This window comes from Synechococcus sp. UW86 (assembly GCF_900474085.1).
In the GTDB taxonomy this organism is placed as follows: Bacteria; Cyanobacteriota; Cyanobacteriia; order PCC-6307; family Cyanobiaceae; genus Parasynechococcus.
This window is the reverse complement of sequence record NZ_UCNU01000003.1, coordinates 21,592-44,549: the sequence shown is the minus strand read 5'-3', so window position 1 is coordinate 44,549 and position 22,958 is coordinate 21,592. Positions and strand designations below refer to the sequence as shown.

22 protein-coding genes and 2 tRNA genes are annotated in these 22,958 nt (G+C 62.7%); 12 read left to right on the top strand and 12 right to left on the bottom strand.

Translation table 11 applies throughout. The features are described from left to right. Positions 1-15: 15 nt before the first annotated feature. Genes DXY04_RS00560 through DXY04_RS00545 form a run of 4 tightly spaced genes read left to right on the top strand, consistent with a single transcriptional unit; the run spans position 16 to position 6,160 of the window. Positions 16-1,533 carry an anthranilate synthase component I family protein gene (locus DXY04_RS00560; RefSeq protein WP_115160566.1) on the top strand — a complete coding sequence of 506 codons (1,518 nt, stop codon included), beginning with the start codon at positions 16-18 and terminating at the stop codon, positions 1,531-1,533. Next, the gene (gene gshA / locus DXY04_RS00555) at positions 1,530-2,672 is read left to right on the top strand and encodes a glutamate--cysteine ligase (RefSeq protein ID WP_115160565.1); all 1,143 of its coding nucleotides are present in this window, start codon (positions 1,530-1,532) and stop codon (positions 2,670-2,672) included. Before DXY04_RS00560 ends, gshA begins: the two co-directional genes overlap by 4 nt. Further along, positions 2,669-5,698, top strand: a complete 3,030-nt coding sequence (gene ppc / locus DXY04_RS00550; RefSeq protein ID WP_371634492.1) for a phosphoenolpyruvate carboxylase — start codon at positions 2,669-2,671, stop codon at positions 5,696-5,698. Before gshA ends, ppc begins: the two co-directional genes overlap by 4 nt. Before the next feature lie 6 nt (positions 5,699-5,704). Then, positions 5,705-6,160 carry an N-acetyltransferase gene (locus DXY04_RS00545; RefSeq protein WP_115160563.1) on the top strand — a complete coding sequence of 152 codons (456 nt, stop codon included), beginning with the start codon at positions 5,705-5,707 and terminating at the stop codon, positions 6,158-6,160. 17 nt (positions 6,161-6,177) lie between these two features. Here the strand turns inward: DXY04_RS00545 and DXY04_RS00540 are convergent. Further along, positions 6,178-6,251, bottom strand: a tRNA-Arg gene (locus DXY04_RS00540). A gap of 103 nt (positions 6,252-6,354) precedes the next feature. Here DXY04_RS00540 and recF point away from each other — a divergent pair. Further along, entirely contained in the window at positions 6,355-7,449 is a 1,095-nt protein-coding gene (gene recF / locus DXY04_RS00535) for a DNA replication/repair protein RecF (RefSeq protein ID WP_244278529.1), read from the top strand. A 31-nt stretch (positions 7,450-7,480) separates the two neighbouring features. Next, positions 7,481-7,948: an adenosylmethionine decarboxylase gene (gene speD / locus DXY04_RS00530; protein WP_115010551.1), complete on the top strand. Its 468-nt coding sequence runs from the start codon at positions 7,481-7,483 to the stop codon at positions 7,946-7,948. A 16-nt stretch (positions 7,949-7,964) separates the two neighbouring features. Here speD and larE read toward each other — a convergent pair whose 3' ends face one another. After that, positions 7,965-8,792: an ATP-dependent sacrificial sulfur transferase LarE gene (gene larE, locus DXY04_RS00525; RefSeq protein WP_115160561.1), complete on the bottom strand. Its 828-nt coding sequence runs from the start codon at positions 8,790-8,792 to the stop codon at positions 7,965-7,967. 53 nt (positions 8,793-8,845) lie between these two features. Between larE and DXY04_RS00520 the strand changes: the two genes are divergently transcribed. After that, the gene (locus DXY04_RS00520) at positions 8,846-9,994 is read left to right on the top strand and encodes a cob(I)yrinic acid a,c-diamide adenosyltransferase (protein ID WP_115160560.1); all 1,149 of its coding nucleotides are present in this window, start codon (positions 8,846-8,848) and stop codon (positions 9,992-9,994) included. Positions 9,995-10,003: 9 nt separating this feature from the next. Here the strand turns inward: DXY04_RS00520 and moeB are convergent, their stop codons facing one another. Next, positions 10,004-11,140: a molybdopterin-synthase adenylyltransferase MoeB gene (gene moeB, locus DXY04_RS00515; protein WP_115160559.1), complete on the bottom strand. Its 1,137-nt coding sequence runs from the start codon at positions 11,138-11,140 to the stop codon at positions 10,004-10,006. Then, the gene (locus tag DXY04_RS00510) at positions 11,133-11,585 is read right to left on the bottom strand and encodes a M67 family metallopeptidase (RefSeq protein ID WP_244278524.1); all 453 of its coding nucleotides are present in this window, start codon (positions 11,583-11,585) and stop codon (positions 11,133-11,135) included. Before DXY04_RS00510 ends, moeB begins: the two co-directional genes overlap by 8 nt. 64 nt (positions 11,586-11,649) lie before the next feature. Here DXY04_RS00510 and DXY04_RS00505 point away from each other — a divergent pair, with 64 nt between their 5' ends. Beyond that, positions 11,650-12,036: a CAAD domain-containing protein gene (locus tag DXY04_RS00505; protein ID WP_114987298.1), complete on the top strand. Its 387-nt coding sequence runs from the start codon at positions 11,650-11,652 to the stop codon at positions 12,034-12,036. 3 nt (positions 12,037-12,039) lie between these two features. Here DXY04_RS00505 and DXY04_RS00500 read toward each other — a convergent pair whose 3' ends face one another. Next, complete coding sequence (locus DXY04_RS00500) at positions 12,040-12,927, bottom strand: fructosamine kinase family protein (RefSeq protein ID WP_115160558.1); 888 nt, start codon at positions 12,925-12,927, stop codon at positions 12,040-12,042. Positions 12,928-12,977: 50 nt separating this feature from the next. On the opposite strand from DXY04_RS00500, the gene crtD reads away from it, so the two are divergent. Then, the gene (gene crtD, locus DXY04_RS00495) at positions 12,978-14,480 is read left to right on the top strand and encodes a C-3',4' desaturase CrtD (RefSeq protein WP_115160557.1); all 1,503 of its coding nucleotides are present in this window, start codon (positions 12,978-12,980) and stop codon (positions 14,478-14,480) included. Here crtD and DXY04_RS00490 read toward each other — a convergent pair. Next, on the bottom strand, positions 14,464-15,345 hold the full coding sequence (locus DXY04_RS00490) for a prephenate/arogenate dehydrogenase (protein WP_115160556.1): 882 nt from the start codon (positions 15,343-15,345) through the stop codon (positions 14,464-14,466). The two genes, crtD and DXY04_RS00490, sit on opposite strands and share 17 nt — an antisense overlap. A gap of 83 nt (positions 15,346-15,428) precedes the next feature. On the opposite strand from DXY04_RS00490, the gene DXY04_RS00485 reads away from it, so the two are divergent. From DXY04_RS00485 to DXY04_RS00475, 3 genes are all read left to right on the top strand, one after another. After that, positions 15,429-16,874, top strand: a complete 1,446-nt coding sequence (locus DXY04_RS00485) for a helicase (RefSeq protein ID WP_115160555.1) — start codon at positions 15,429-15,431, stop codon at positions 16,872-16,874. Between the two features lie 35 nt (positions 16,875-16,909). Then, positions 16,910-17,158, top strand: coding sequence for a DUF2839 domain-containing protein (locus DXY04_RS00480; protein ID WP_115010475.1), 249 nt, complete (start codon positions 16,910-16,912; stop codon positions 17,156-17,158). Between the two features lie 69 nt (positions 17,159-17,227). Beyond that, positions 17,228-17,572, top strand: coding sequence for a DUF1815 family protein (locus DXY04_RS00475; RefSeq protein WP_115160554.1), 345 nt, complete (start codon positions 17,228-17,230; stop codon positions 17,570-17,572). 2 nt (positions 17,573-17,574) lie between these two features. Here the strand turns inward: DXY04_RS00475 and recA are convergent, their stop codons facing one another. The 6 genes from recA to DXY04_RS00445 form a co-directional block, all read right to left on the bottom strand. Beyond that, positions 17,575-18,699 (bottom strand): recombinase RecA, encoded by a 1,125-nt coding sequence (gene recA / locus DXY04_RS00470; protein ID WP_115160553.1) that lies wholly within the window; start codon positions 18,697-18,699, stop codon positions 17,575-17,577. A gap of 86 nt (positions 18,700-18,785) precedes the next feature. Next, the gene (locus tag DXY04_RS00465) at positions 18,786-19,535 is read right to left on the bottom strand and encodes an HAD family hydrolase (RefSeq protein WP_115160552.1); all 750 of its coding nucleotides are present in this window, start codon (positions 19,533-19,535) and stop codon (positions 18,786-18,788) included. Positions 19,536-19,544: 9 nt separating this feature from the next. Next, a tRNA-Gln gene (locus DXY04_RS00460) sits at positions 19,545-19,616 on the bottom strand. A 102-nt stretch (positions 19,617-19,718) separates the two neighbouring features. Continuing rightward, the gene (locus tag DXY04_RS00455) at positions 19,719-21,359 is read right to left on the bottom strand and encodes an AAA family ATPase (RefSeq protein WP_115160551.1); all 1,641 of its coding nucleotides are present in this window, start codon (positions 21,357-21,359) and stop codon (positions 19,719-19,721) included. Between the two features lie 22 nt (positions 21,360-21,381). Further along, a complete protein-coding gene (locus DXY04_RS00450) occupies positions 21,382-22,413 on the bottom strand; it encodes an LdpA C-terminal domain-containing domain (protein ID WP_115160550.1) in 1,032 nt (343 codons plus the stop codon). After that, on the bottom strand, positions 22,380-22,841 hold the full coding sequence (locus DXY04_RS00445) for an NAD(P)H-quinone oxidoreductase subunit N (RefSeq protein WP_115160549.1): 462 nt from the start codon (positions 22,839-22,841) through the stop codon (positions 22,380-22,382). Before DXY04_RS00445 ends, DXY04_RS00450 begins: the two co-directional genes overlap by 34 nt. Positions 22,842-22,958 lie beyond the last annotated feature (117 nt).

Here is a 22,958-nt window from a genome sequence, read left to right as displayed (position 1 = left end):
TGCGATGATCAGGTCATGTTCAGTCCCGATCGCGACGCCTTTCATCAGGCTGTTTGCAGTGGTGCCAACCTGATTCCTCTGGCTCAGAGTTGGCCCGCAGATCTTGAAACACCCCTCACCACCTGGATTAAGGTGGGTGAAGGAAGGCCTCCTGGCGTGCTGCTGGAGTCCGTCGAGGGTGGTGAAACCTTGGGGCGTTGGAGTGTGATCGCCTGCGATCCGCTCTGGACGGCGTCAGCGCGCAACGATCATCTGACGCGCACCTGGCGAGACGGTCGTGAAGAGACCTTCAACGGCAATCCATTCGAATCCCTGCGCCACTGCCTGTCGCCGTACTCCTGCGTCAACCTGCCGGGCCTCCCTCCGCTTGGGCAGCTCTATGGCGTTTGGGGTTACGAACTCATCCAGTGGATCGAACCCACCGTCGCCGTTCATCCCCGCGCTGCTGCCGATCCCCCGGATGGGATCTGGATGTTGATGGACGCGATCCTGATCTTTGATCAGGTGAAACGACAGATCACCGCTGTCGCTTTTGGCGACCTCTCCGACGGAGCGGATGAGGAGCAGGCTTGGCAAACCGCAATCGGACGGATTGAGGCCCTGCGCCAGCGGATGGACGCACCTCTGCCGGCCGTCAAACCACTCACCTGGGACGCGAGAAGCAAAGAGCTTCCCGCGGTGCGCTCCAACCGCAGCCGCGATGAATTCGAAGCCGCCGTCGACACCGCCAAGGAACACATCGCAGCTGGTGATGTGTTCCAACTGGTGATCAGTCAGCGCCTGGAAACCGAGATACCTCAATCGCCCCTGGAGCTGTACCGCAGTCTGCGGATGGTGAATCCTTCCCCGTATATGGCGTTCTTCGACTTTGGGGACTGGCAACTGATTGGCTCCAGTCCGGAGGTGATGGTTCAGGCCGAACCCGCTGCTGATGGCATCCACGCCAGCCTTCGGCCCATTGCCGGAACCCGGCCCCGCGGCGCCACGCCCCTGGAAGACCGCGAACTGGAAGCTGACCTGCTGGCCGACCCCAAGGAAAGGGCTGAGCACGTGATGCTGGTGGATCTGGGCCGCAATGACCTCGGCAGGGTCTGTCAGCCCGGAAGCGTTGCGGTGCAGGACCTGATGGTGATCGAGCGCTACTCCCACGTGATGCACATCGTCAGCCAAGTCGAAGGACGCCTGGGGCCCACGCACGACGTGTGGGATCTGCTGATGGCGGCGTTCCCCGCCGGCACCGTGAGCGGCGCACCGAAAATCCGGGCGATGCAACTCATCCACGAGCTGGAGCCCGATGCCCGTGGCCCCTATTCCGGGGTGTACGGATCCGTTGATCTGGCCGGGGCCCTCAACACGGCGATCACGATCCGCACCATGGTGGTACAACCCCGTGATGGCGGGGGATGCAGGGTGAAAGTGCAGGCCGGAGCCGGCGTTGTGGCCGATTCACAGCCGACGGCGGAGTTTGAGGAGACCCTCAACAAAGCCCGGGGAATGCTCACAGCACTGGCGTGCCTGAATCCACAGGGATGAGAGCGCACCCCCTTCTGCTGAAAGGCTTCGAGGTTGAACTATTCACCGGTCGAAGCAACGGAGCCAACGTGGGAGTCGCCCCCGACGTGGCCAGGGAGCTGCCTGGCTTCGTGACGGAACCGGACTGTCGCAACCTCGAATACGTCACCGAGCCGATCCGGGATTACGCCGAACTGCCCGAGGCGCTGCTCGCTCCCCGACGGACGCTGCGGCGGTGGCTGCAGAAGCGGGAGCTAACGCTGCTCCCCGGCAGCGCCATGAGCCTGGGTGACAGCAGCCGATTCGAACGCTCCGACCCTGAAAACGCCTATCACGCGCTGATTGAACAGCTTTATGGCACCAGGGTCGTGACAGCCAGCATCCATATCAACCTTGGGATCACCGATCTCAACTGGTTGTTTGCAGCAGTGCGGCTCGTGCGCTGCGAAGCGGCTCTGCTGCTTGCCCTGAGTGCAAGTTCTCCCTTCCTGGATGGGCAGAGCACCAGCAACCACTCCCAGCGATGGCATCAATTCCCGCTCACGCCCGCTGCAGTTCCTCTCTTTAGGGATCACCAGCACTACATCGAGTGGGTGGAGGAGCAGCTGTCCACGGGTGCCATGCGCAACGAGCGTCATCTGTGGACGTCGGTTCGGCCCAATGGTCCGCGGCGCCCCTACGACCTCAACCGGTTGGAATTAAGGATCTGTGATCTGGTCACCAATCCCGATCAGCTGCTGGCGATCACCTGTCTGCTGGAGCTGCGGCTACTGGCCCTCAAAAACAACATCGAAAACCTCGATCCACTACGCAGCAGTTCGCTGAGCGCCGCTGAACTGGTCCAGCTCGCCGACAGCAACGACGCCGCCGTGGCCCGATCCAGCCTGAATGCTGAACTCAGGCATTGGCAGGACGGCCGTGTCATCAACTGCAAAGACTGGCTGCTGGAGCTGATTGATCAGCTCACTCCCCTGGCCGAATCGCTCCAGCTCAGCGCCTGCTTGAAGCCCTTGGATTCCCTGCTTGTTGATGGCAACCAGGCCATGCGCTGGGAAGCGGCCCATGGCCAGGGGCAATCCATCGAAAACCTGCTTCAGGAAGGGATCCAGCGGATGGAGGAGGAGGAACGGATCTCCACCGGGGAAGCCTGTTTGGGATGATCATGTCGAGTTCGTCGCAGCGTGGAGACTTCATGCCCGAGTCCACCACCCCTGTCTCCGAGCAAGAGACTGCACGCTTGAGCGGTGGCGGATCCGGCGCAGGACAGCTTCTTCAGCACCGCCTGGACCTGATTGAAGACCTCTGGAAGTCGGTGCTGCGCAGCGAGTGCCCACCGGAGCAGAGCGAACGCCTGCTGAGGCTCAAACAACTCAGCGACCCCGTCTCGATGGGAGGGCGAGATGGCGACACCACGAGCGAGGCGATCGTCGAGCTGATCAAGGCCATGGACCTTTCGGAGGCCATCTCGGCCGCCCGTGCCTTTTCGCTGTATTTCCAGCTCATCAACATCCTTGAGCAACGGATCGAGGAAGACAGCTATCTCGACAGCCTGAGGCCCAATTCCAGCGCTGACGCGGCCCAACGGGACGCCTTTGATCCCTTCGCCCCGCCCCTCGCCAACCAGACCGATCCAGCCACCTTTGGAGAGGTGTTCGAGCGGCTGCGGCGGATGAACGTTCCCCCCGCGCAGGTGGAACAACTGCTGCGGGAACTGGACATCCGGCTGGTCTTCACCGCGCACCCGACGGAGATCGTGCGGCACACGGTGCGGCACAAACAGAGGCGGGTGGCCAACCTGCTCCAGCAACTTCAATCCGACGCCCCTCTGGCGCATGAGCTGCGGGAGGACTGCCGCGACCAACTGGAGGAGGAAATCCGCCTGTGGTGGCGCACCGATGAACTCCACCAGTTCAAGCCCACCGTCATCGACGAGGTGGATTCAACCCTGCACTACTTCCAGCAGGTGTTGTTTGACGCGATGCCGCAACTGCGCCGAAGACTGATCTCCGCCCTGCATCGCCACTACCCCGATGTCCAGGTGCCCCAGGCGTCGTTCTGCACCTTCGGCTCCTGGGTGGGTTCCGATCGGGACGGCAATCCTTCGGTCACACCCGAGATCACCTGGCGAACTGCCTGTTACCAGCGACAGCTGATGCTGGAGCTCTACATCAGTTCTGTGCAGTCGCTCCGGCAGCAGCTGAGCATCTCCATGCAGTGGAGTCAGGTGGCTCCATCACTGCTGGAGTCGCTCGAGATGGATCGGCTCCGGTTCCCTGAGATCTACGAGCGCAGAGCAGCGCGATACCGATTAGAGCCCTACCGGCTGAAGCTCTGCTACGTGCTCGAAAAACTGGAGCGCACCCTCGCCCGCAACAACCAACTGTCGGAAGCGGGCTGGCAGATGCCTTGTGAGGCGCTGGCCGATCCCAAGGATGGGCTCGGTAACGCTGAGGTTCTCCACTACACATCGGTGGACCAGTTCCGCAGTGATCTGGAGTTGGTGCGTAACAGCCTCGTTAGCACTGAACTGAGCTGCGAACAGCTCGACACCCTGCTGCACCAGGTGCACATCTTCGGGTTCTCACTGGCCAGCCTCGACATCCGTCAGGAGAGCACCCGCCACAGCGATGCCATCGACGAGCTCACCCGCAGCCTCGAACTGCCCCAGGCCTATGGGGACATGGACGAGACGGAGCGGATGGCATGGCTCCTGCAGGAACTGCAGACCCGTCGCCCCCTGATCCCGCCTGCCGCCAGCTGGTCGGCCGCGACGGCCGAGACGCTGGCAGTGTTCCGAATGCTGCAGCGCCTCCAGGAGGAGTTCGGTCCGCGGATCTGCAACTCCTACGTGATCTCCATGAGCCACACGGCATCGGATCTCTTGGAGGTCCTGCTGCTGGCCAAGGAGGCGGGTCTCGTTGACCCGCCCAACAAACGGGCCTCCCTGTTGGTGGTGCCGCTGTTCGAAACCGTGGAGGATCTCCAACGGGCCCCTGAGGTGATGGAGGGTCTGTTCAAGACGCCGCGTTACCGCGAACTCCTCCCCGTTGTGGGGCAGCAAAAGCAGCCGCTGCAGGAGCTGATGCTGGGCTACTCCGACAGCAACAAGGATTCCGGCTTCCTCTCCAGCAACTGGGAGATTCATCAGGCTCAGATCGCCCTTCAGGAACTCGCCAGCCGCCAGGACGTGGCGCTTCGCCTCTTCCACGGCCGCGGTGGATCCGTCAGTCGTGGTGGTGGGCCGGCCTATCAGGCGATCCTGGCCCAACCCAGTGGCACACTTCAGGGGCGAATCAAAATCACCGAACAGGGCGAAGTGCTGGCCTCGAAGTACAGCCTGCCCGAATTGGCGCTCTACAACCTGGAGACCGTCACCACGGCCGTGGTGCAGAACAGCCTGGTTACCAACCAGCTTGATGCGACACCCAGCTGGAACCAGCTGATGAGTCGCCTAGCCACCCGCTCACGGGACCATTACCGGGCTCTGGTTCACGACAATCCCGATCTGGTGGCGTTTTTCCAGCAGGTCACACCGATCGAGGAAATCAGCAAGCTGCAGATCTCCAGCCGACCAGCCCGACGCAAAACCGGTGCCAAGGATCTCTCCAGCCTGCGGGCCATTCCCTGGGTCTTCGGCTGGACCCAGAGTCGGTTCCTTTTGCCGAGCTGGTTTGGCTTCGGCACGGCGCTCTCGGAAGAAGTGGGCGGCGACTCCGAACAACTCGACCTGCTGCGGCGCCTCCATCAACGTTGGCCGTTCTTCCGGATGCTCATTTCCAAAGTGGAAATGACCCTCTCCAAGGTGGATCTCGACCTGGCCCATCACTACATGAACAGCCTGGGGCACCCGGAACAGCGGGAGGCCTTTGAAGCAATCTTCGAGGTGATCGCCAAGGAATACGAACTCACCCGAAAACTGGTTCTGGAAATCACGGGCCAAAACCGACTGCTGGGCGCTGATCAAGGACTGCAACTGTCGGTTGATCTCCGCAACCGCACCATCGTTCCCCTGGGCTTCCTGCAGGTTGCGCTGCTGAAGCGACTGCGGGATCAGAACCGGCAACCGCCCATGAGTGAGACGCCAGGCGCCCCCGAGGACACCCGCACCTACAGCCGCAGTGAACTGCTGCGGGGAGCCTTGCTCACCCTCAACGGCATTGCAGCCGGCATGCGCAACACCGGCTGATCCACAGTGCTGTCGTTCCTTCAACAACCCTCGATTCCACCCTTGCCCGAGGGAACGCGACTCGAAACATCAACACCTCCCACCTCCCAGCAGCTCAACACGTTGCTGATGTCTTGCGGGGAATCAACCCACCCCGAGGAACGCTGGGAGCTCGCCCTTCAGCGCAGCCTGTGGCAGATCAGCATCCTGGAGGAATCAACAGGGGAACTGGTCGGATTTGTGCGGGCCACCAGTGATCTGGCCCTCAACGCCAATCTTTGGAACCTGGCCGCCAAGCCAGGGCCGAACCAAGGGGCCCTTTTCGCCGTTCTGGTGCACCGTGCCCTGCAGATTCTGCGCCGGGATCTGCCGGGCTGCAGCCTTTCAATCTCGGCCCCTGCGGATGCGCTGGAAGCTCTCAAACAGCAGGGTTTCCTGATTGATCCCAATGGCATTCGCGCCATGGGCCTCAGCCTGAGCTGAGACATTGAGTTCAAACACGAGCATGGAGGGACTCGAACCCCCGACCCTCAGAACCGGAATCTGATGCTCTATCCAACTGAGCTACATGCCCACTGATCGGCGTTAAGCCGCAGTGATATCGAGCGGCAACCGTCCCGATACAGGTACCTTACTCACTGGTCGCCCCAGCACCCATCCGGCTCCACAGGCTCCAACTGCAGGGCTTCCGGAACCACACCGTTCTGCAGCTGGAACTGAAGCAGCCACGCCTTTTGGTGATCGGGCCCAATGGCATCGGCAAGTCCAACCTGCTCGAGGCGGTTGAGCTGCTGGGCAGCCTGCGCTCCCATCGCTGCAGCAATGATCGCGATCTGATCCAGTGGGACGCTCCACAGGCCCTGATCCGGGCCGACGTGGGGGATGGGGATCGTCTGGAACTGGAACTGCGCCGCCAGGGTGGCCGTCAGGCCAAACGGAACGGCAAGCTGCTGGATCGGCAGCTGGACCTGATTGGTCCGCTGCGTTGCATCGGCTTCAGCGCCCTGGATCTGGATCTGGTGCGGGGCGAACCCGCCTTACGCCGCCAGTGGCTGGACCGCGTCGTGCTGCAGCTCGAACCGGTGTATGCCGATCTGATGGCACGGCTGAACCGGTTGTTGCGGCAGCGCAGCCAGCTCTGGCGCCAGAGGCAGGTCTCCAGTGGCGAACGCCATGCACTGCTCGATGCCTTTGACGTTCAGATGGCGCTGGTGAGCACCCGAATTCACCGGCGACGGCAACGGGCCCTGCATCGGCTGGAACCGATCGCCCAACGCTGGCAGGCCCACCTCAGCGGGGGCACAGAAGCCCTGGAACTGCACTACAAACCCGGCAGCAAGCTCGACGGGGAGGATGCCGAAGAACCCTGGCGACTCGCCATCGAGGAGCAACTGCGCCAGCAGCGGGGAGAGGAGGAACGGCTCGGCAGCTGCCGCGTGGGCCCGCACCGCGATGAGATCGCCCTGCTGCTGGGGGGCAGTCCGGCACGACGGTTTGGCTCCGCAGGCCAGCAGCGGTCGCTGGTGCTGGGCCTGAAGCTCGCCGAACTGGAGCTGGTGACCCAGCTCTGTGGGGAGCCACCCCTGCTGCTTCTTGATGATGTGCTCGCCGAACTGGATCCAACCCGGCAGCAGCTTCTGCTTGAGGCCGTGGGCGAATCGCATCAATGCCTGGTGAGCGCCACGCACCTTGAAGGCTTTGGCGGCGGATGGCAGCAGCAGGCCCAAATTCTCGGCGCAAGAGACCTGAGACCCGACCTGAAGATCGGATAGGGTGGCGGACCTGTTTTTCTCTCATCGCCTGATGGAGCAGACCCTCTCTGAACTGCATCCCAACCCGGGATGGGGGGCACCTGAGATTCATGCCACCGACATGGTTGGCAAACACTGCATTCTCGAGCTCTACGACTGCGATCCGAGCCGGCTCGACGACGAAGCATTCATCCGCACAACGATCACCTCAGCAGCCAAAGGCGCTGGTGCGACGCTGCTGAACCTGATCACCCATCAATTTCAACCCCAGGGCGTCACAGGCCTTGCCCTGCTGGCGGAATCCCACATTTCCATCCACACCTGGCCGGAATCCGGCTACGCCGCGGTTGATGTGTTCACCTGTGGTGACCACACCATGCCGGAGCAGGCCTGCGCGATTCTCTGCAGTGAGCTTCAAGCGAAACGCCATGCGTTGAAGAGCTTTCTGCGTGAAACACCTGCGGCCATTGCCACTGGGGTGAGAGAGCCTGTGGAAACGCCAAGCCAGCTCCCCAGCTGATCCGGCCCAGGCGAAATCAGCGGCGGTTCAACTTGCCGCTGACCAGACCTTCAAGATCCAGGTTGACGGAGGTGAAGCCAAGGGAGCGAAAAGCCTCCACCAAAGGCTCGCTTTCCGCCAGCGCGAGCACAGCGCGGATCTGCTCGCTGGGCACCTCAATCCTTGCTGCCAACCCGTGGGAGCGCACACGAACGAAGCTGAATCCCCTGGCGATCAACCAGGCTTCCGCCTGACCCACCCGCTTCAACCGCTCGGCGCTGATGCTTTCGCCATAGGGAAAACGGGAGGCCAGGCAGGGCTGCGCCGGTTTGTCCCACCAGGGAAAACCAAGGGCCCTCGACAGGGCACGGATCGCTGCTTTGTCGATCGACAATTCCGCCAGGGGGGAGCGAACCCCCGCCTGTCGGGCCGCTTCAATGCCGGGCCGGTGATCACCGAGGTCATCGAGATTGACCCCATCAATCACCAACGCGTCTCCAGCCGCCGCGGCAATGGGCTGAAGGTGCTGGTGCAGTTCACGCTTGCAGGCAAAGCAGCGATCCACGGGGTTGCTGCTGTAGTCCGGGTCGTTCAACTCGGCCGTCGCACACTCCCGATGCGGGATGCCGATCCAGGAGGCTTGATCACGGGCTTCCCGCAACAGATGCGGCGCCAGGGCCGGGGAGACACCCGTTACCGCCAGAGCGGCATCGCCATGGGCTTCGTAGGCCATCGCCGCCACCAGGGTGCTGTCGACTCCACCGGAATAGGCCACACAAAGGGCAGATTGGTCTGCCATCCACTGCCGCAGGTTCGCCAGCAGCTGCTGCTCTCGATCCGCCAAAGGCTCCTGCAACCGAAACATCAGCGGGGAAAACCAGTTGAGCTAGGTAGGCTCCAACGGTAAGAGCTGTCCCCATGCCTCGAAGCATCGGCATCGTCACCGCAGCAGACAGCCGCGAGCGCAGCCACGGACAGCTGCACATCTATGACGGTGAGGGCAAGGGCAAAAGCCAAGCAGCCCTTGGGGTTGTGCTGCGCACCATCGGCCTCGGCATCTGCGAGCAACGCCAGACCCGGGTGCTGCTACTGCGCTTTCTCAAAGGCCCAGGCCGGGCGTACGACGAGGATGCGGCTATCGAAGCTTTGCAGCAGGGTTTTCCCCATTTGATCGACCATTTGCGCACCGGACGGGCCGATCACTTCACCGCTGATGAAGCCACCCGGTTCGACCGCGACGAAGCCCAGCGGGGCTGGGTGATCGCCAAGGGCGCGATCGCCAGTGCCCTCTACTCGGTGGTGGTTCTGGACGAGCTGAATCCTGTGCTGGATCTCGGCCTGCTGGATCTGGAGGACGTGGTGCGCACCCTCAGCAACCGACCGGAGGGGATGGAGATCATCGTTACCGGTCGGGCTGCACCCGCCCCGTTGGTGCGTGAGGCCGACCTCCACTCCGAGATGCGAGCCCATCGCCGCCCGGGCATGAACGACAACCGGGTGGTGCCCCTCAACGTAAGCAGCGGCATCGAGATCTACACGGGCGAAGGCAAAGGCAAATCAACCAGTGCGCTGGGCAAAGCGCTGCAGGCCATCGGCCGGGGCATCAGCCAGGACAAGAGCCACCGGGTCTTGATCCTGCAGTGGCTCAAAGGCGGTAGCGGCTACACCGAAGATGCGGCCATCGCTGCTTTGCGCGAGAGCTATCCCCATCTGGTCGACCACCTCCGCTCCGGCCGTGATGCCATCGTCTGGCGGGGCCAGCAGGAGCCGATTGACTACGTGGAGGCCGAGCGGGCCTGGGAGATCGCACGGGCCGCCATCTCCAGCGGCCTCTACAAAACCGTGATCCTCGATGAGTTGAACCCCACGGTCGATTTGGAGCTGCTACCCGTCGAACCAATCCTGCAGACCCTGCTGCGCAAACCGGCGGAAACCGAGGTGATCATCACGGGACGCTGCAAAAACCCGCCCGCCTACTTCGATTTGGCCAGCATCCATTCCGAAATGGTGTGCCACAAGCACTACGCCGAACAGGGCGTCGACCTGAAGCGAGGGGTGGATTACTAACCCTCAGGTTCAGTAGCGAGGGATTGCAGGATCCACCTGCTGAGACCAGGCATCAATTCCACCGGTCACATTCGTTGCCGCGATGCCCTGCTGAGCCAACAGCTCAACGGCCCTGGCAGAGCGCCCCCCGAGCTTGCAGTGCACCAAAAGGCGCCGTCCCTCTGCCAATGCACGAATGCGATCGATCGCCTCACCACTCTCCAGCGAAGCCAACGGCACCAAGTGGCTTCCTTCAATCGAAGCCACCTCTGCTTCAGCAGGATTGCGCACATCAACCAGCGCAATCTCGTCTGGAGCGGAGTCGAGCAGGGCCTTCAGCTCCATGACAGTGATGGCTTCCATCTCCGATGACGCCGGACGGCAGAACTGGCGGTAGTCAATCAGGCTCTCGACCTTTGGTCGGTCGGGATCAACGCGGAGGGTGAGTTCGCGAAATCGCATCGCCAGGGCGTCGACCACCAACAGCCGACCGTCCAGGCACTCACCAATACCGGTGATCAGTTTGATCGCCTCGGTGGCCTGAAGCAGACCGATCAACCCCGGCATCACACCCATCACCCCAGCCTCCGAGCAAGACGGAACAGCGTCCGGGGGAGGGGGTTCCGGCAGCAGATCGCGGTAATTGGGGCTCGTCGGCGTGCGGTTGAACACGCTGACCTGACCGTCAAAGCGCTGCACGGAGCCGTAGACGAGGGGCTTGCCGAGCAACACACAGGCGTCGTTGATCAGATACCGGCTGGGGAAGTTGTCAGTGCCGTCACAGACCAGGTCATAGGCACCGATGAGATCCAAAGCATTGCCCACATCCAGCATGTGTTCATGCACCTCCACCTGGCAGTGAGGATTGAGGTCATGGATCCGGGCTGCGGCTGAGCGGGCCTTGGAGCCGCCAACCCCGCTGGAGCTGTGGATCACCTGCCGCTGGAGATTGGACAGCTCCACCACATCTCCATCCACGATTCCAATACGACCAACCCCTGCCGCGGCCAGATACAGCAACAGGGGGGATCCCAGCCCACCGCTGCCAACACAAAGCACAGAAGCAGACTTCAACCGGAGCTGACCGGCAGCACCAACCTCGGGAAGGATCAGATGGCGGGCGTAGCGCCCCCGCTCATCAGCACTCAGCATCGCGTGGTCATGCATGGTTTTGAGTGTCCCAGAGCTGAATCGGGATTTCATCCACACTGCGGTCCCCATGCAGCCACCAGGCCCGCAGGCCAAGCGAGGCAGAGAGGATCAACATCAAACTCTCCGTTTGTCCCAAGCGCCGATCCTGGGGCGAGGGAACGGGCGCGGACGCCGGATGGGAATGGGCCACCCCAAGACAACGTTGATGGCGATCCCGCGCCCATCGCTGGGCTGCCAACTGCTCCCTCGGATCCACCAGAAACCTGCTGCGACGGTCGTGGACAGGCTGCTGACCGGATGCACCCCGTCCCCAGACATTGCAACAGGGCCAGGTCGTGGTCAGCCTCAAACAGCCTGAATTCGTCCGTTGTCCCAGCAGCAAGGCGCAGCCTTCTTCGGGGTGGGGCGCCAGCAAAATCCGGGCCAGATCCGTGTGGCATCGGTGATCAATTTGCAGCACGGATGGCGTAGACCCCGTCGCACCGATACGCTCAGCTGAAATTGTGAAGGATTTAGTCGTTCTCATGAGTGACGCCACCACTGAAGTTAAGGATGCCGCCACAACCGTGACGACACCGCTCGAAACCCCTGAGCAGGAGGACACCACCTCCTTCGCTGAGCGCTACAGCGACGTACTGGGCAAGGTGAACGACACGCTCGATCAGGTCGACTGGAGCCAGATGGGACGCATCGGCAAGATCGTCGGCATCTTTGCTGCCGTGATCATTGCCCAGATCCTGATCAAGGGAATCCTCGACACGATCAACCTGTTGCCGATCGTTCCGGGCCTGCTGGAACTGCTCGGCGTGGTCGTGGTGGGCCAATGGAGCTGGAAGAACCTCACCACCAGCGACAAGCGCAATGCACTGGTTCAGCGTGTTCAAACCCTCCGGAAGGAGTACCTGGGCTGAGCCTCAAAGCCGCCGAGCCAGATCTTTGAGACTGGCTCGGCATTGGCTCAGATAACTCCCCCCAAACAAATTGGCGTGGTTGAGCAGGTGGTACAGGTTGTAGATCTCCACCCGACCGTCAGCGCCTGAAGCCTCGGGAATCACCTCCCGATAACCCGAGCGGAAGGCTTCACCGAAGCCGCCGAATAGCCGGGTCATGGCCAGATCAACTTCCCGATCAGCCCACCAGCTGGCGGGATCAAAAATGCTCCCCCGTCCATCGCTGAGGCTGGCAGCATTCCCACCCCAGAGATCGCCGTGCACCAACGCAGGACACGGTTGATGCTCGTTCAAGTGCTCGGCGAGGCGCAGCAACAACGGATTGAGGTCCATTGAATCCTGCTGCAACCCATCAAGGATGTCGAGCTGCGGGCGCAGCCTGAGCTCCACGAAGGCCGATCCCCAGTCATCACGCCACCCACCGGGTTGAGACCCAGCGCCGATGAAGCCATCCCGGTGCCAGCCGAAACGAGCTGGGCTGGAGGCCATCGACGACTGGTGCAGCAAGGCCAAACCCCGGCCAAGGGCTGTTTGGTCGCTGCCACCAAAATCCAGCCAAGGCAACAGCAGCACCGCACCGTGGGGCAGTACTGCCAGAGCGATGGGCTGCGGCACAACCAGGAACGAGGCATCAGCTTGGGCATGCAGGGCCTCGAGGGCCTCCGCCTCCACCTCAAACAGGGGTAGGGCGCTGGCGCCACCAGTTTTGGCAAACAACACCTGGCCATCACGGAGGCGAAGTTTCCAGGCCTGATGGATGCAGCCCCCACCAACAGGGGAGACGTCTGTGATCACAGCCCCCGCCAATGGCCCATCCTTCGCGGTGAGATCCCGGCGCAGTTCGCTGTTCATCCTCAGCAGGCCCCCTGTCTTGCCAGCATGGCCCGATTCTTCAGGGCGTCGTGAGCGATTCCAGCGTGATCGTGGTGGGAGGTGGGATCGCTGGCTTAACCGCAGCGGCACTCCTGGCCCGCGATGGCGTCAAGGTCACGCTGCTGGAAGCGCATCAACAACCGGGGGGATGTGCGGGAACATTCCGGCGTGGTCCATGGGTGTTCGATGTTGGGGCGACCCAAGTGGCTGGATTGGAGCCCGGAGGCAGTCATGCGCGACTGCTGAAGCATCTGGACATGCCTCTGCCCAGCGCAGAGCTTTTGGACCCAGGTTGTGTGGTCGACCTGGGCGATGGATCCCCTCCCATTTCGCTCTGGCATGACCCGGACGCCTGGGCCGCCGAGCGTGAACGTCAATTCCCAGGCAGCCAGCGCTTCTGGAGCCTTTGCCATCAGTTGCATTCCAGCAACTGGCAGTTCGCCAGCCAGGACCCTGTGGTGACGCCGCGCTCCCTCTGGGATCTCGGCACATTGCTGCGGGCACTTCGGCCCGCAACGCTGGCATCGGGACTGTTCACAGGTCTGACCATCGCCGATCTGTTGCGGCTGTGCGGTTGCGGTGACGATCAACGGCTGCGGCGCTTTCTCGACCTCCAGCTGAAGCTGTACTCCCAGGAACCGGCCGATCGCACGGCGGCGCTGTACGGCGCAACCGTCCTGCATATGGCCCAAGCACCACTCGGGCTCTGGCATCTGGAGGGATCGATGCAGGTGTTGAGCAATCAGCTGGTGGCGGCCATTGAGCGCGACGGCGGAACGGTACTGATGAAGCATCGGGTCACCAAGCTGCAGCCCAGCTCATCCGGTTGGCAGGTGACGATCAGCACCGGCAAGGGCACGGAACACCAACGCAGCAGCCGTGATGTGGTCTGCAGCCTGCCGCCCCAGTGCCTGCAGGAGTTGATCGAACCGGATCAACTGCCCCAGGGGTACCGCAAGCGACTGAACAACCTGCATGAACCGAGTGGTGCACTGGTGCTTTACGGAGCGGTGCGGCGTGATGCACTGCCACATTCCTGCCCAGGCCATCTCCAGCGGGGCTGCGCATCCCCAGGGCCTCTGTTTGTGTCCATCAGCCGCGAGGGCGATGGGCGTGCGCCCCAGGGGCAGGCCACCTTGATTGCCAGCGTGTTCACCCCAACAGGTGACTGGTGCCGCTTGCCGGAGCCGGAGTACCAGCAGCGCAAAACAGAGATGCTGAACCTGATCCAAGCCGAATTGAACCGCTGGCTCTCGCTCGAAGACGACGCCTGGTTGCACGCTGAACTGGCAACACCACGGGGCTTCGCCGGCTGGACGGGTCGTCCCAACGGCATGGTCGGGGGCCTTGGACAGCATCCAAGCCGGTTCGGCCCCTTCGGCCTGGCAGGACGAACGCCGATGCCGGGGCTTTGGCTCTGCGGCGACAGCCTCCATCCGGGCGAGGGCACAGCGGGGGTGAGCCTGTCAGCCCTCAATGCCTGCCGGCAGCTCAGGGCCGAACGGGGTCAACCCCTCAGTTTTCGGAGCTGACTTCCCCAGGTGCCCTCAAAAAATCCGGGCGCAGGGTCTGGGTTCGGCGCAGTTCCAACGCGAGCTGAGACCAGTTTTGCTGGAGCACGGCATCTTCGAGCTGCTCCAGGCTCCAGCGGTAAGCCGCCAAGCCACGCAACACCGCATCCCGATTGGTGGAGGCCATCGCCACCCCCAGCTCGGGATTCCCGCCACCCACACGACTGGTGTCGGCAAAGCCACTGGACGCCAGCACCATGGCCAACTGCCGGATCTCCGGATCCCGTTCATCACCCACTGCCCGCAGCAGTGCAGCACTCACCAGCACCGGCATGTGGGAAATCAGAGCCACAGCCTGGTCGTGCTGGGACGCGGTGGCCGTCAGCCAATGGCCACCCACGCTGACGGCCAGATCACGAACCTGAGCCAGGGCAGCGGGGTCTGTTTTTTGATCCGGAGTCGCGATCCAAGGGCGGCCGCGGAACAGATCCAGCACACCGGCCTCAACGCCCGCCTGAGCTGTGCCTGCCATGGGGTGACTGGCCACAAAGCGGGGATGCCACTGGCGCCAAGCCTCCAACACAGGCTGTTTGACCGAACCAACATCTGTGATCACCGCTGCTTCAGGCAGGGCCGCAATGAGCTCATCCGGTGGGTTCAGCAGCAAGGGAATGGGCAACGCCAGGATCACCAGGTCGCAACCCGAGAGGCAGCTCGGATCGGTCGACACCGAACCCACCAGCCCTCGGGCCATGGCGCGATCCGCCGTGGCCTGACGATGCACAAGGCCCTGCACCGACCAGCCCCGCGCCTGCAGATCCAGACCAAGGGATCCCCCGATCAAGCCAAGGCCAACGATCCCCACACGTCCCGGTTGCACCGCCATCTCTCCCGCAGGGTCGTGAAGCCATGTTGATGGATGGATTGCCATGAACCAATCGCCAGGGGAAGCCTGCTTAGGGTTTGACGATGTTGGAAGCCCAGGCCCACCACCAGATCAAAACCCTGCTCCGTCAGGAGGAATCGGACTGGCCCCACCACCTGACCCTGAGCCGGCTGGTGGCACGAAGCCTGAGGCGTCGCGACACAACACTCGTTCAGCTCCCCCCCAGCAGCAGCGAACGCTGGTGGCTCGGTCTGCTGGTGCCGCTGTGTCTGGCACCCGAAGCGGGGGCACTGGTGCTGACGGCCCCCCAGCGCCGGCGTCTGCTCCAGCTGGAATTGCCCCGTCTCCGCAACCAGGGCCTGAGGCTCCCCTGCTGGCAGGGACCGACCCCTCCGGAGGGTCCACAGCTCTGGCTAATGGATGTTGGCGAGCTGATTCAGGCCCATCGCGACGGGCACTTGGGCCAACGGCAACTGCTGATCCCGGAGATGGATCAGTTGAGCCGGCGCATGCGCAACGCCTTGACTTTGGAGATCGAGCATCAGCACTGGGATGAGCTGCGCCAGGCCTGTCCCCAGGCGGAATCCGGATTGCTGGAACTGCATGACCGGATGAGCCGGCAGCTGTTCGCTGATGCCACGAGGCCCGATGGAGCCGTGCGACTCGAAGGCTCAGCCGGGCAGGCCCTGCGTGACCTACTCCAGCTGATGCCAGCCAGCCCTGAACCATGGAACAGCCTCCGCACCATCAACCCGGCGGAGTGGAGTCAATGGGCTGAACTGGATCACCGGCTGCTCCAGTGGCGCTGGAAGCTGGCCCCCCTCGAACCACTCCAACTGCTGCGGGGGGTTCTGCTGGATCACCCATGCCTGATGTTCAGCAGCAATGGAGACAACGCCAGGCTTGATCTGGAATTTGAACAGGCCGGCGTTGTCCCCGACGTGCGGGCAACACTGCGGGAACGGGAGCTGAATGAACCGCTCCCCGTCTATGCCCCGCGTCGCCAGCCCCTGCCGAACACCCGGATCTACGCCCAACATCTTCTGGAGGAGAGCAGAAGGCTCATCCTTGGCCAGGCGGGGCTCACCCTTGTTCTGATCAATGACGACCAGCTGCGTCGGCAGCTGACCAGCTCCCTGGCTGCGGAATTCGGACGCCGTGTGGTGCATGAGTCGACAGCACCCGAAAGCAATGGCGTGGTGACCTGCAACTGGGACTGGTGGCTGGAGCATCAGGAGCAGCTGCCGGCCCCAGCACAGCTGATTGTCGGCATGCTCCCCATCGCCAGCCTGGACAATCCACTCACCTCGGCTCGGGTGGAGCGACTGAAACAGCAGGGAGAGGACTGGTTCCGCACCCTGCTGCTGCCGGAAGCCCTGAGCCTGATCCCTACCGCCATTGCGCCGCTGCGCCGCAGTGGTGGCCGTCTGGCCATTCTCGATGGCCGCCTGCGAGGGCGCAGCTGGGGTGATCAGGTGCTGAATCGACTGGAACCTTGGATTCCATTGCAGCGACTGCTGCCGGAGTGAACAACGCTTAGCCTCCCTGCAACGCTCAGAAGTGCATGGGAGAAGCACGCCGCCGGGCTGCCCAGGGCTTACCCCCTCGTCAACCCAAGGCCAGCACCAAAGCCGTGGACACCTCCCCACGGGTCGTGTCCTGGCTTCCGCTCACCCGCAATCAGACGCAGCAGTTCATGGCGGTGACCACCCGCGGCGCCTGGATTGGAATCGGAGGGATGGTGGTGCTTTGGGTGACGGTGCGCTTCATCGGCCCAGCGGCCGGTTGGTGGACGCTTGCGGATACCCCCTGAGCAACCGGCTCAACCAACAAACGAAAACAAAAGAAAACCTTTAGACTGGGTCTCATTGGAGACTCAGTTATGTTTCCGCGCCTCGCAGAGCACTATCGATCCGTTGTTGAAGACCTGGTGATGAGCCTGCAGGCCCTCGCCAGCAGACTTCAAAGCGCGGGCTTCACAGCCACTTGCTATTCCTGTGGCGACGGCCGCGATGGCCATGGAGCTTCGTTTGTGGCTGACATCGGCGATGGCCACATGGTGCGCTTTCTTGTCTCCGACTTCGGCATCAGCTGGGTGGAATCCCGCAACGGCCGAGAACTGGTGAAGCTGGAGGGAGCAGAAGCCATCCAGGAATTGCAGCGGATGGCTGATTTGGCCCAGGAAGGCCAGGTCCGCGCCATGCAGTCCCTGGCCCAGGCCGCCTGAAATCAGGCCGCCGCCTCTGAGGCCTTGGCCGGGGCCGACTTATCAGCAGCAGCCGCCTTCGCAGCGGCGGCCAAAGGCCGCATGGAATTCGACTTCACCTCAGAGCCCTCCGTCAGCTTTTGACGCACCAGCGTTTCGATGGTGGCTGTTGCATCCGGGTTCTCCTCCATCCAGGTGATGGTGTTGTCGCGACCCTGACCGATGTTGTCTCCCTCGTAGCTGTACCAGGCGCCCTTACGGACAACAACGCCTGTCTCTTCGGCGAGATCCAGCAGACAACCCAAGGTGCTGATGCCGCGGCCAAAGAGAATGTCGAATTCGGCAATGCGGAAGGGTGGCGCAACCTTGTTTTTCGCCACTTTCACCTTGGCCCTGATGCCGAATTCCTCTGTTCCCTTCTTGAGGGTCTGAATCCGACGGATGTCGAGGCGAACCGAGGCATAGAACTTGAGCGCGTTGCCTCCAGTGGTGGTCTCTGGATTGCCGTAGGTCACACCAATCTTGAGACGCAGCTGGTTGAGGAAGATGACGGTGCAACCCGACTTGCCGATGTTGCCGGTGATCTTCCGCATCGCCTGACTCATCAGACGCGCCTGGGCGCCAACCGCCAGATCTCCCATCTCACCTTCGATCTCAGCGCGGGGGGTGAGGGCAGCCACCGAGTCGACAACGACCAGATCCACCGCCGCCGATCGCACCAGTTGATCAACGATCTCCAGCGCCATCTCGCCGGTGTCGGGCTGAGAGACCAGCAGGTTCTCCACATCAACGCCCAGAGAAGCGGCATAAACGGGATCCAGGGCATGCTCCGCATCCACGAAGGCCGCCACACCACCACGCTTCTGCACTTCAGCGATGGCGTGCAGGGTGAGCGTGGTTTTACCGGAACTTTCCGGGCCGTAAATCTCCACCACGCGGCCCTTCGGGTATCCACCACCCAAGGCGAGGTCAAGGGTCAACGCACCGGTGGAAATCGTCTCCACCCGCATGCGGGAGGCATCGCCCAGCCGCATGATCGATCCCTTGCCGAAGTTGCGCTCGATCTGACCCAGCACCAGATTCAGCGCCTGGTCCCTCTCGCCGGAGGAACGGGGATCGGAAGCGCCGGATTTCATATCTGCAGGCATGAAAAGGACCTGAAACTAAGGAACGAGAGATCCAATGCCACAGAAGCGCCGAATCGTCTCAAGTAGTACAAGCGTACCGTAACGAATCAGGGCCATTGCGCCAGGGGGGCCCGAAAGCGATCCGGATGGAGCAACGCAATCCCAGGCGGAAGACCGCTCTGATCCTGAGGGCGAAGATAGCCCCAACTCACCAGAAAACAGGGCAACTTTTCTAACCCTGGTGTTGAGCGCACCGCCTCCAGCGTCGGCCGGCGGTCTTCCACGAAGCCACACAGCCTTCGCTGCTGCTGAAGCTGACGCAGAACCTGAGGCTTGGCGCCAGCCTCACGGCCATCCAGGCGCCAAGGATGCAGGCCAAGGCTGTTCAACAGTTCAGCTGTGAAGGCCTGCGTTTTGGTGGTCAGAACAGACCAGTCCACCCCCTCAGCCTCCAACCGCTGCAGCCGCTCCACCAGACCGGGAAAAGGTCGATGCAGCGCCAACCAAGCCGAACGGTTCTGCTGAACGGCTTGATCTCTGGCGTCATCGAGGGCCGCCTGAAGCTGCTCCGGCCGCCATCCATGCCGTTGCAGTGCCGAAGCCTGCGCCTCCCCATAGGAGTCCAGCCAATTCTGAAGGTTCAACACCGGCAGCTCCGCGGCCAGCAGAACCATCTCCCAACCGTGATGCACCCACGGCCGCAGCTGTCGGAAGGCGTCAGGCACCCGATCAGGAGTTAAGCCCTCTGGAGCAGCCTCAAGACCACGACAGGCATGCCAGGCACTCCACCAGTACTCCGCCATGCCATCAACGATGACCCCGTCGAAGTCGAAGACGAGGAGGGGGCGATCATTCATGGACAAAAACTGGGCCGCTAGGATTCGAACCTAGGAATGGCGGGACCAAAACCCGCTGCCTTACCACTTGGCGACGGCCCACTGATCCGTTTGAACCGCGACCTGCGGATCACCGGAGTACACATAGTTACCCACAGCAGCCAACCCTTCGTCAATCCACCGGGCGAACCAACCGACAATCGATCAGCGGGGGAAAACCCTCAGGCGTGACATTTCAGCCTCACCGAAGACATCACTGCGCAGTTGGTAATGGCGCACAAGGTCGGCCTGCATCCGGAGAACACGCTCACTGCGAGGCAGCAACTCCACCGGCCTGCCTTGCGGCATCACCACCTGTTCCACCGCAAGCCGGCATTCCTCGAGAGCAGCCAATTCATCGTCCTGAGACGCCCGATCTGGCGGAGTGACCTCTGCGGCTGTTTCGGTGGCCTGACGGCGCAGAAGACGTGCCATGGCACGGGTCACCTGGGGCAGGGTGTCGGACTTGATCACCAGGATCGGGATCCCCAGATCCCTGACCTGACGGCGCAGTGATGGTTGACGACTGAGGCCCAGCCGAACGCTCAACACCACATCAGCCTCACTCAAGTCCTCCACAACCCGCGCCTTCCAACCGTGGGAACGGATGGCCTCTTCCACAACACGAGGTGGAACCCCGCAACAGAGAACCTGCAGATGCTCGGCGCTGGTCTCCTGCGGAGGTGGTTCCTCTGCCGCACTGGCCCCTTGGGCACTGGCTGCAGGCATGGGCACGGGAGCGGAGACCGGCTGATCCGCAAACGACCGTTGGGACGGAGGGCGCAGCAAACCGGAAGCCTGAGGCGGGTCCACCAGCTGAACGCCCCCCTCAGGCGTCAGCTCGCGCTCCTGAACCTTTGGCTTCAGGCCCCGGAGCAGTTGATCCACGGTGGCGGCAACGTCGGTGTGAACGGCCCAGCGCTGCCGGCTGTGCATTTCAACCGCCACCGGAAACGTTGGTTCGGCGGCGCGCTCCAACACCGTTTTCTGACTGCGCCGCCGCCGGGCCTCCTCATCCCCGAGGGTGACCGCCTGAATGCCCCCCACCAGATCGCTGAGGGTGGGGTTCTTGATCAGGTTGGCCAAAGCATTGCCGTGGGCTGTGGCGACGAGAACCACACCACGTTCAGCGATGGTGCGCGCGGCCTGCGCCTCCAGCTCCGTGCCGATCTCATCGATCACGATGACTTCGGGCATGTGGTTTTCCACCGCCTCGATCATGGTTTGGTGCTGCAGCTCAGGCCTGGCCACCTGCATGCGGCGGGCTCGACCGATCGCGGGGTGCGGGATGTCGCCATCACCGGCGATCTCATTGCTCGTGTCGATCACAACAACGCGCCGCTCCAGCTCATCGGCAAGCACCCTGGCGATCTCGCGCAACGCCGTTGTCTTGCCAACACCCGGGCGCCCCATCAACAACAAGGACTGCCCTCCATCCAGGAGGTCCCGCACCATGGCAACGGTGCCGAACACGGCACGGCCCACCCGGCAGGTCAAACCGACCACCTCACCCTGACGGTTGCGAATCGCACTGATCCGGTGAAGCGTTCGTTCAATTCCCGCCCGGTTGTCGCCACCGAACTGACCGAGCCTGGCCACCACAGCCGTTAGATCCTGGCGGGACAAAGGCGTGGAACCCAACGCCAGGGCACGGCCCGGATAACGAGCTTCTGGAACCCGACCCAGATCGAGCACCACCTCAAGCAACTGCTCTCGCGCTTCTTCCGGCCGCAACTGCTCCTGCACGGCATCCGGCAGGAGCTCGAGAAGGCGATCCAGATCGTCGGTGACCCGTTGCGTGCCCATGGAATCTGCGCGTTTCAGCCTTCTAGCAAGAGCGCTGCAGCCATGGCGCAACCAATGGACGCGCGAGGGAGAGGGCACGCTTCCAACCCTCGGGCCATTGCCACAGGGCAAGGCCACGGGTTTGCGCCTCATCCAGCACAGGCATCAGCAAGCGACGGGCCACACCACCAAAGGCGATGCCAGCCGGCCGCTCCGTCGGACGCAAGAACTCCAGCGTTGCGGCGTTGGTACCACCGGCCAGCTGCAGCGGGCCCGGCGGGGCCAGACTTCGCATGGCACGCCAGAGCTGAACTGCAGCCCGCGCGGTGCCAGCCCCCACATCGCCGCTCATCGGACGCCCATCCAGCTGCCAGAGGGGTCTGTAACCGGCTTGCCGCAGGCGGGAGTAGCGACGCCAAAGCAAATCAGCCAACTGATCAGCCTTCACGCCGTGGCCCTCCAAGCCGGAGCTCACAGCCAAGCGCCGCAAGGGAACCTTGTGCTGCTGAAGGCTTTGGATCAGCGTTGCGAAGCCCTCGTCATGCCCAGATGCGGTGTGAATCTCCACAGCATCGGGCTGAATCGATTGGAGCAGGGAGATCACCTGTTCGGGCGCCAAGCGGTGGTCGCGCTCCTCAATCAGCCCATGGGGGCAAGCCGGCAGGCAGCGGCCGCAGCCATAGCAACGCTGCTGGTCGATGCCAGCAGCGGGCGGAATCGCTAACGCCGGACAAATCCTTTCGCAGGGCCGCGGACAGTCCACAGGGCAGCGGCCAGGATCGAACCAGGCCTTGCGGAAGTGAGCATCGGTGCCATCGCTGAGGCTCACCATCAGCCAGGGGCGACGCCCTGTTTGCGCCTCAGCCCAGTCCAGGCCGCGACGCGCTGCCAGGGCAACCGCTGGATCGGCCGCCACATCAATGCAATGAACACCAACAGCCGCAAAGACTGCGGTCAGGTCGGCAATGGCCGGCAGATCCTGGTTGCTTGCTCCACAGATCAGCTTGACCCAACGGCCCTGAACGAGGGCGTCGTCAGGCGTCAGGCCTTCAGATATGTGGTCATCGGTTCCCACTTCAGGCTGCGAGCACCACCCACCTCCACGATGATGCGTAAACGCGGTTCGCGCTTGCAGAGATCGCAGAGCGAAAGAAGTTCGGAGCGCGAGAGCACCTGGCCTTCCAGCAGCCAGAGAGCCACGGGAGCATCACCTTCAAACAGGTCGCCGAGCTGGGGAGCCACCTCCTGCACTTCTCCCACAGCAGCACCACGACCAACACTTTGATGGCCGAGATGGGGCGGACGAATGCCGTGCTTCTGGGTGAGAAACACCTCCGGATCACCAAGACCACGGGCCGAAGTCATGCGGGTGCTGTAACCGGCGCCGCGCAGACGTCTTAATAGACGGGTTTCTGCACCGCCTTCGAGCGGAGCCTGCACCGCCAGACAGCCATTGGCTTCGAGATCACGGCGAAATGCCTGACCGGTGAGAAGCAGAGGCATGGCAGCTACAGGGACTGGAGGAGATTCTGGCAGCATGCAGAGGGATCAGGGGAGAGGGAAGGTCGGTGTTGTAGGTTCGATGTTTGTTCTGTGTTTCTGTGCCCGTCCGCTAGCCGG

Excerpts from the sequence above, each read along its gene's own strand:
- DXY04_RS00560 (WP_115160566.1), top strand. The coding sequence starts at position 16 with ATGTTCAGTCCCGATCGCGACGCCTTTCATCAGGCTGTTTGCAGTGGT.
- DXY04_RS00485 (WP_115160555.1), top strand. The coding sequence starts at position 15,429 with ATGTTGGAAGCCCAGGCCCACCACCAGATCAAAACCCTGCTCCGTCAG.
- DXY04_RS00500 (WP_115160558.1), bottom strand. The coding sequence starts at position 12,927 with ATGAACAGCGAACTGCGCCGGGATCTCACCGCGAAGGATGGGCCATTG.
- ppc (WP_371634492.1), top strand. The coding sequence starts at position 2,669 with ATGATCATGTCGAGTTCGTCGCAGCGTGGAGACTTCATGCCCGAGTCC.
- DXY04_RS00520 (WP_115160560.1), top strand. The coding sequence starts at position 8,846 with ATGCCTCGAAGCATCGGCATCGTCACCGCAGCAGACAGCCGCGAGCGC.
- DXY04_RS00445 (WP_115160549.1), bottom strand. The coding sequence starts at position 22,841 with ATGCCTCTGCTTCTCACCGGTCAGGCATTTCGCCGTGATCTCGAAGCC.
- larE (WP_115160561.1), bottom strand. The coding sequence starts at position 8,792 with ATGTTTCGGTTGCAGGAGCCTTTGGCGGATCGAGAGCAGCAGCTGCTG.
- DXY04_RS00480 (WP_115010475.1), top strand. The coding sequence starts at position 16,910 with ATGGGAGAAGCACGCCGCCGGGCTGCCCAGGGCTTACCCCCTCGTCAA.
- moeB (WP_115160559.1), bottom strand. The coding sequence starts at position 11,140 with ATGCATGACCACGCGATGCTGAGTGCTGATGAGCGGGGGCGCTACGCC.
- recA (WP_115160553.1), bottom strand. The coding sequence starts at position 18,699 with ATGCCTGCAGATATGAAATCCGGCGCTTCCGATCCCCGTTCCTCCGGC.
- DXY04_RS00475 (WP_115160554.1), top strand. The coding sequence starts at position 17,228 with ATGTTTCCGCGCCTCGCAGAGCACTATCGATCCGTTGTTGAAGACCTG.
- DXY04_RS00455 (WP_115160551.1), bottom strand. The coding sequence starts at position 21,359 with ATGGGCACGCAACGGGTCACCGACGATCTGGATCGCCTTCTCGAGCTC.
- gshA (WP_115160565.1), top strand. The coding sequence starts at position 1,530 with ATGAGAGCGCACCCCCTTCTGCTGAAAGGCTTCGAGGTTGAACTATTC.
- speD (WP_115010551.1), top strand. The coding sequence starts at position 7,481 with ATGGAGCAGACCCTCTCTGAACTGCATCCCAACCCGGGATGGGGGGCA.
- DXY04_RS00505 (WP_114987298.1), top strand. The coding sequence starts at position 11,650 with ATGAGTGACGCCACCACTGAAGTTAAGGATGCCGCCACAACCGTGACG.
- DXY04_RS00465 (WP_115160552.1), bottom strand. The coding sequence starts at position 19,535 with ATGAATGATCGCCCCCTCCTCGTCTTCGACTTCGACGGGGTCATCGTT.
- DXY04_RS00490 (WP_115160556.1), bottom strand. The coding sequence starts at position 15,345 with ATGGCGGTGCAACCGGGACGTGTGGGGATCGTTGGCCTTGGCTTGATC.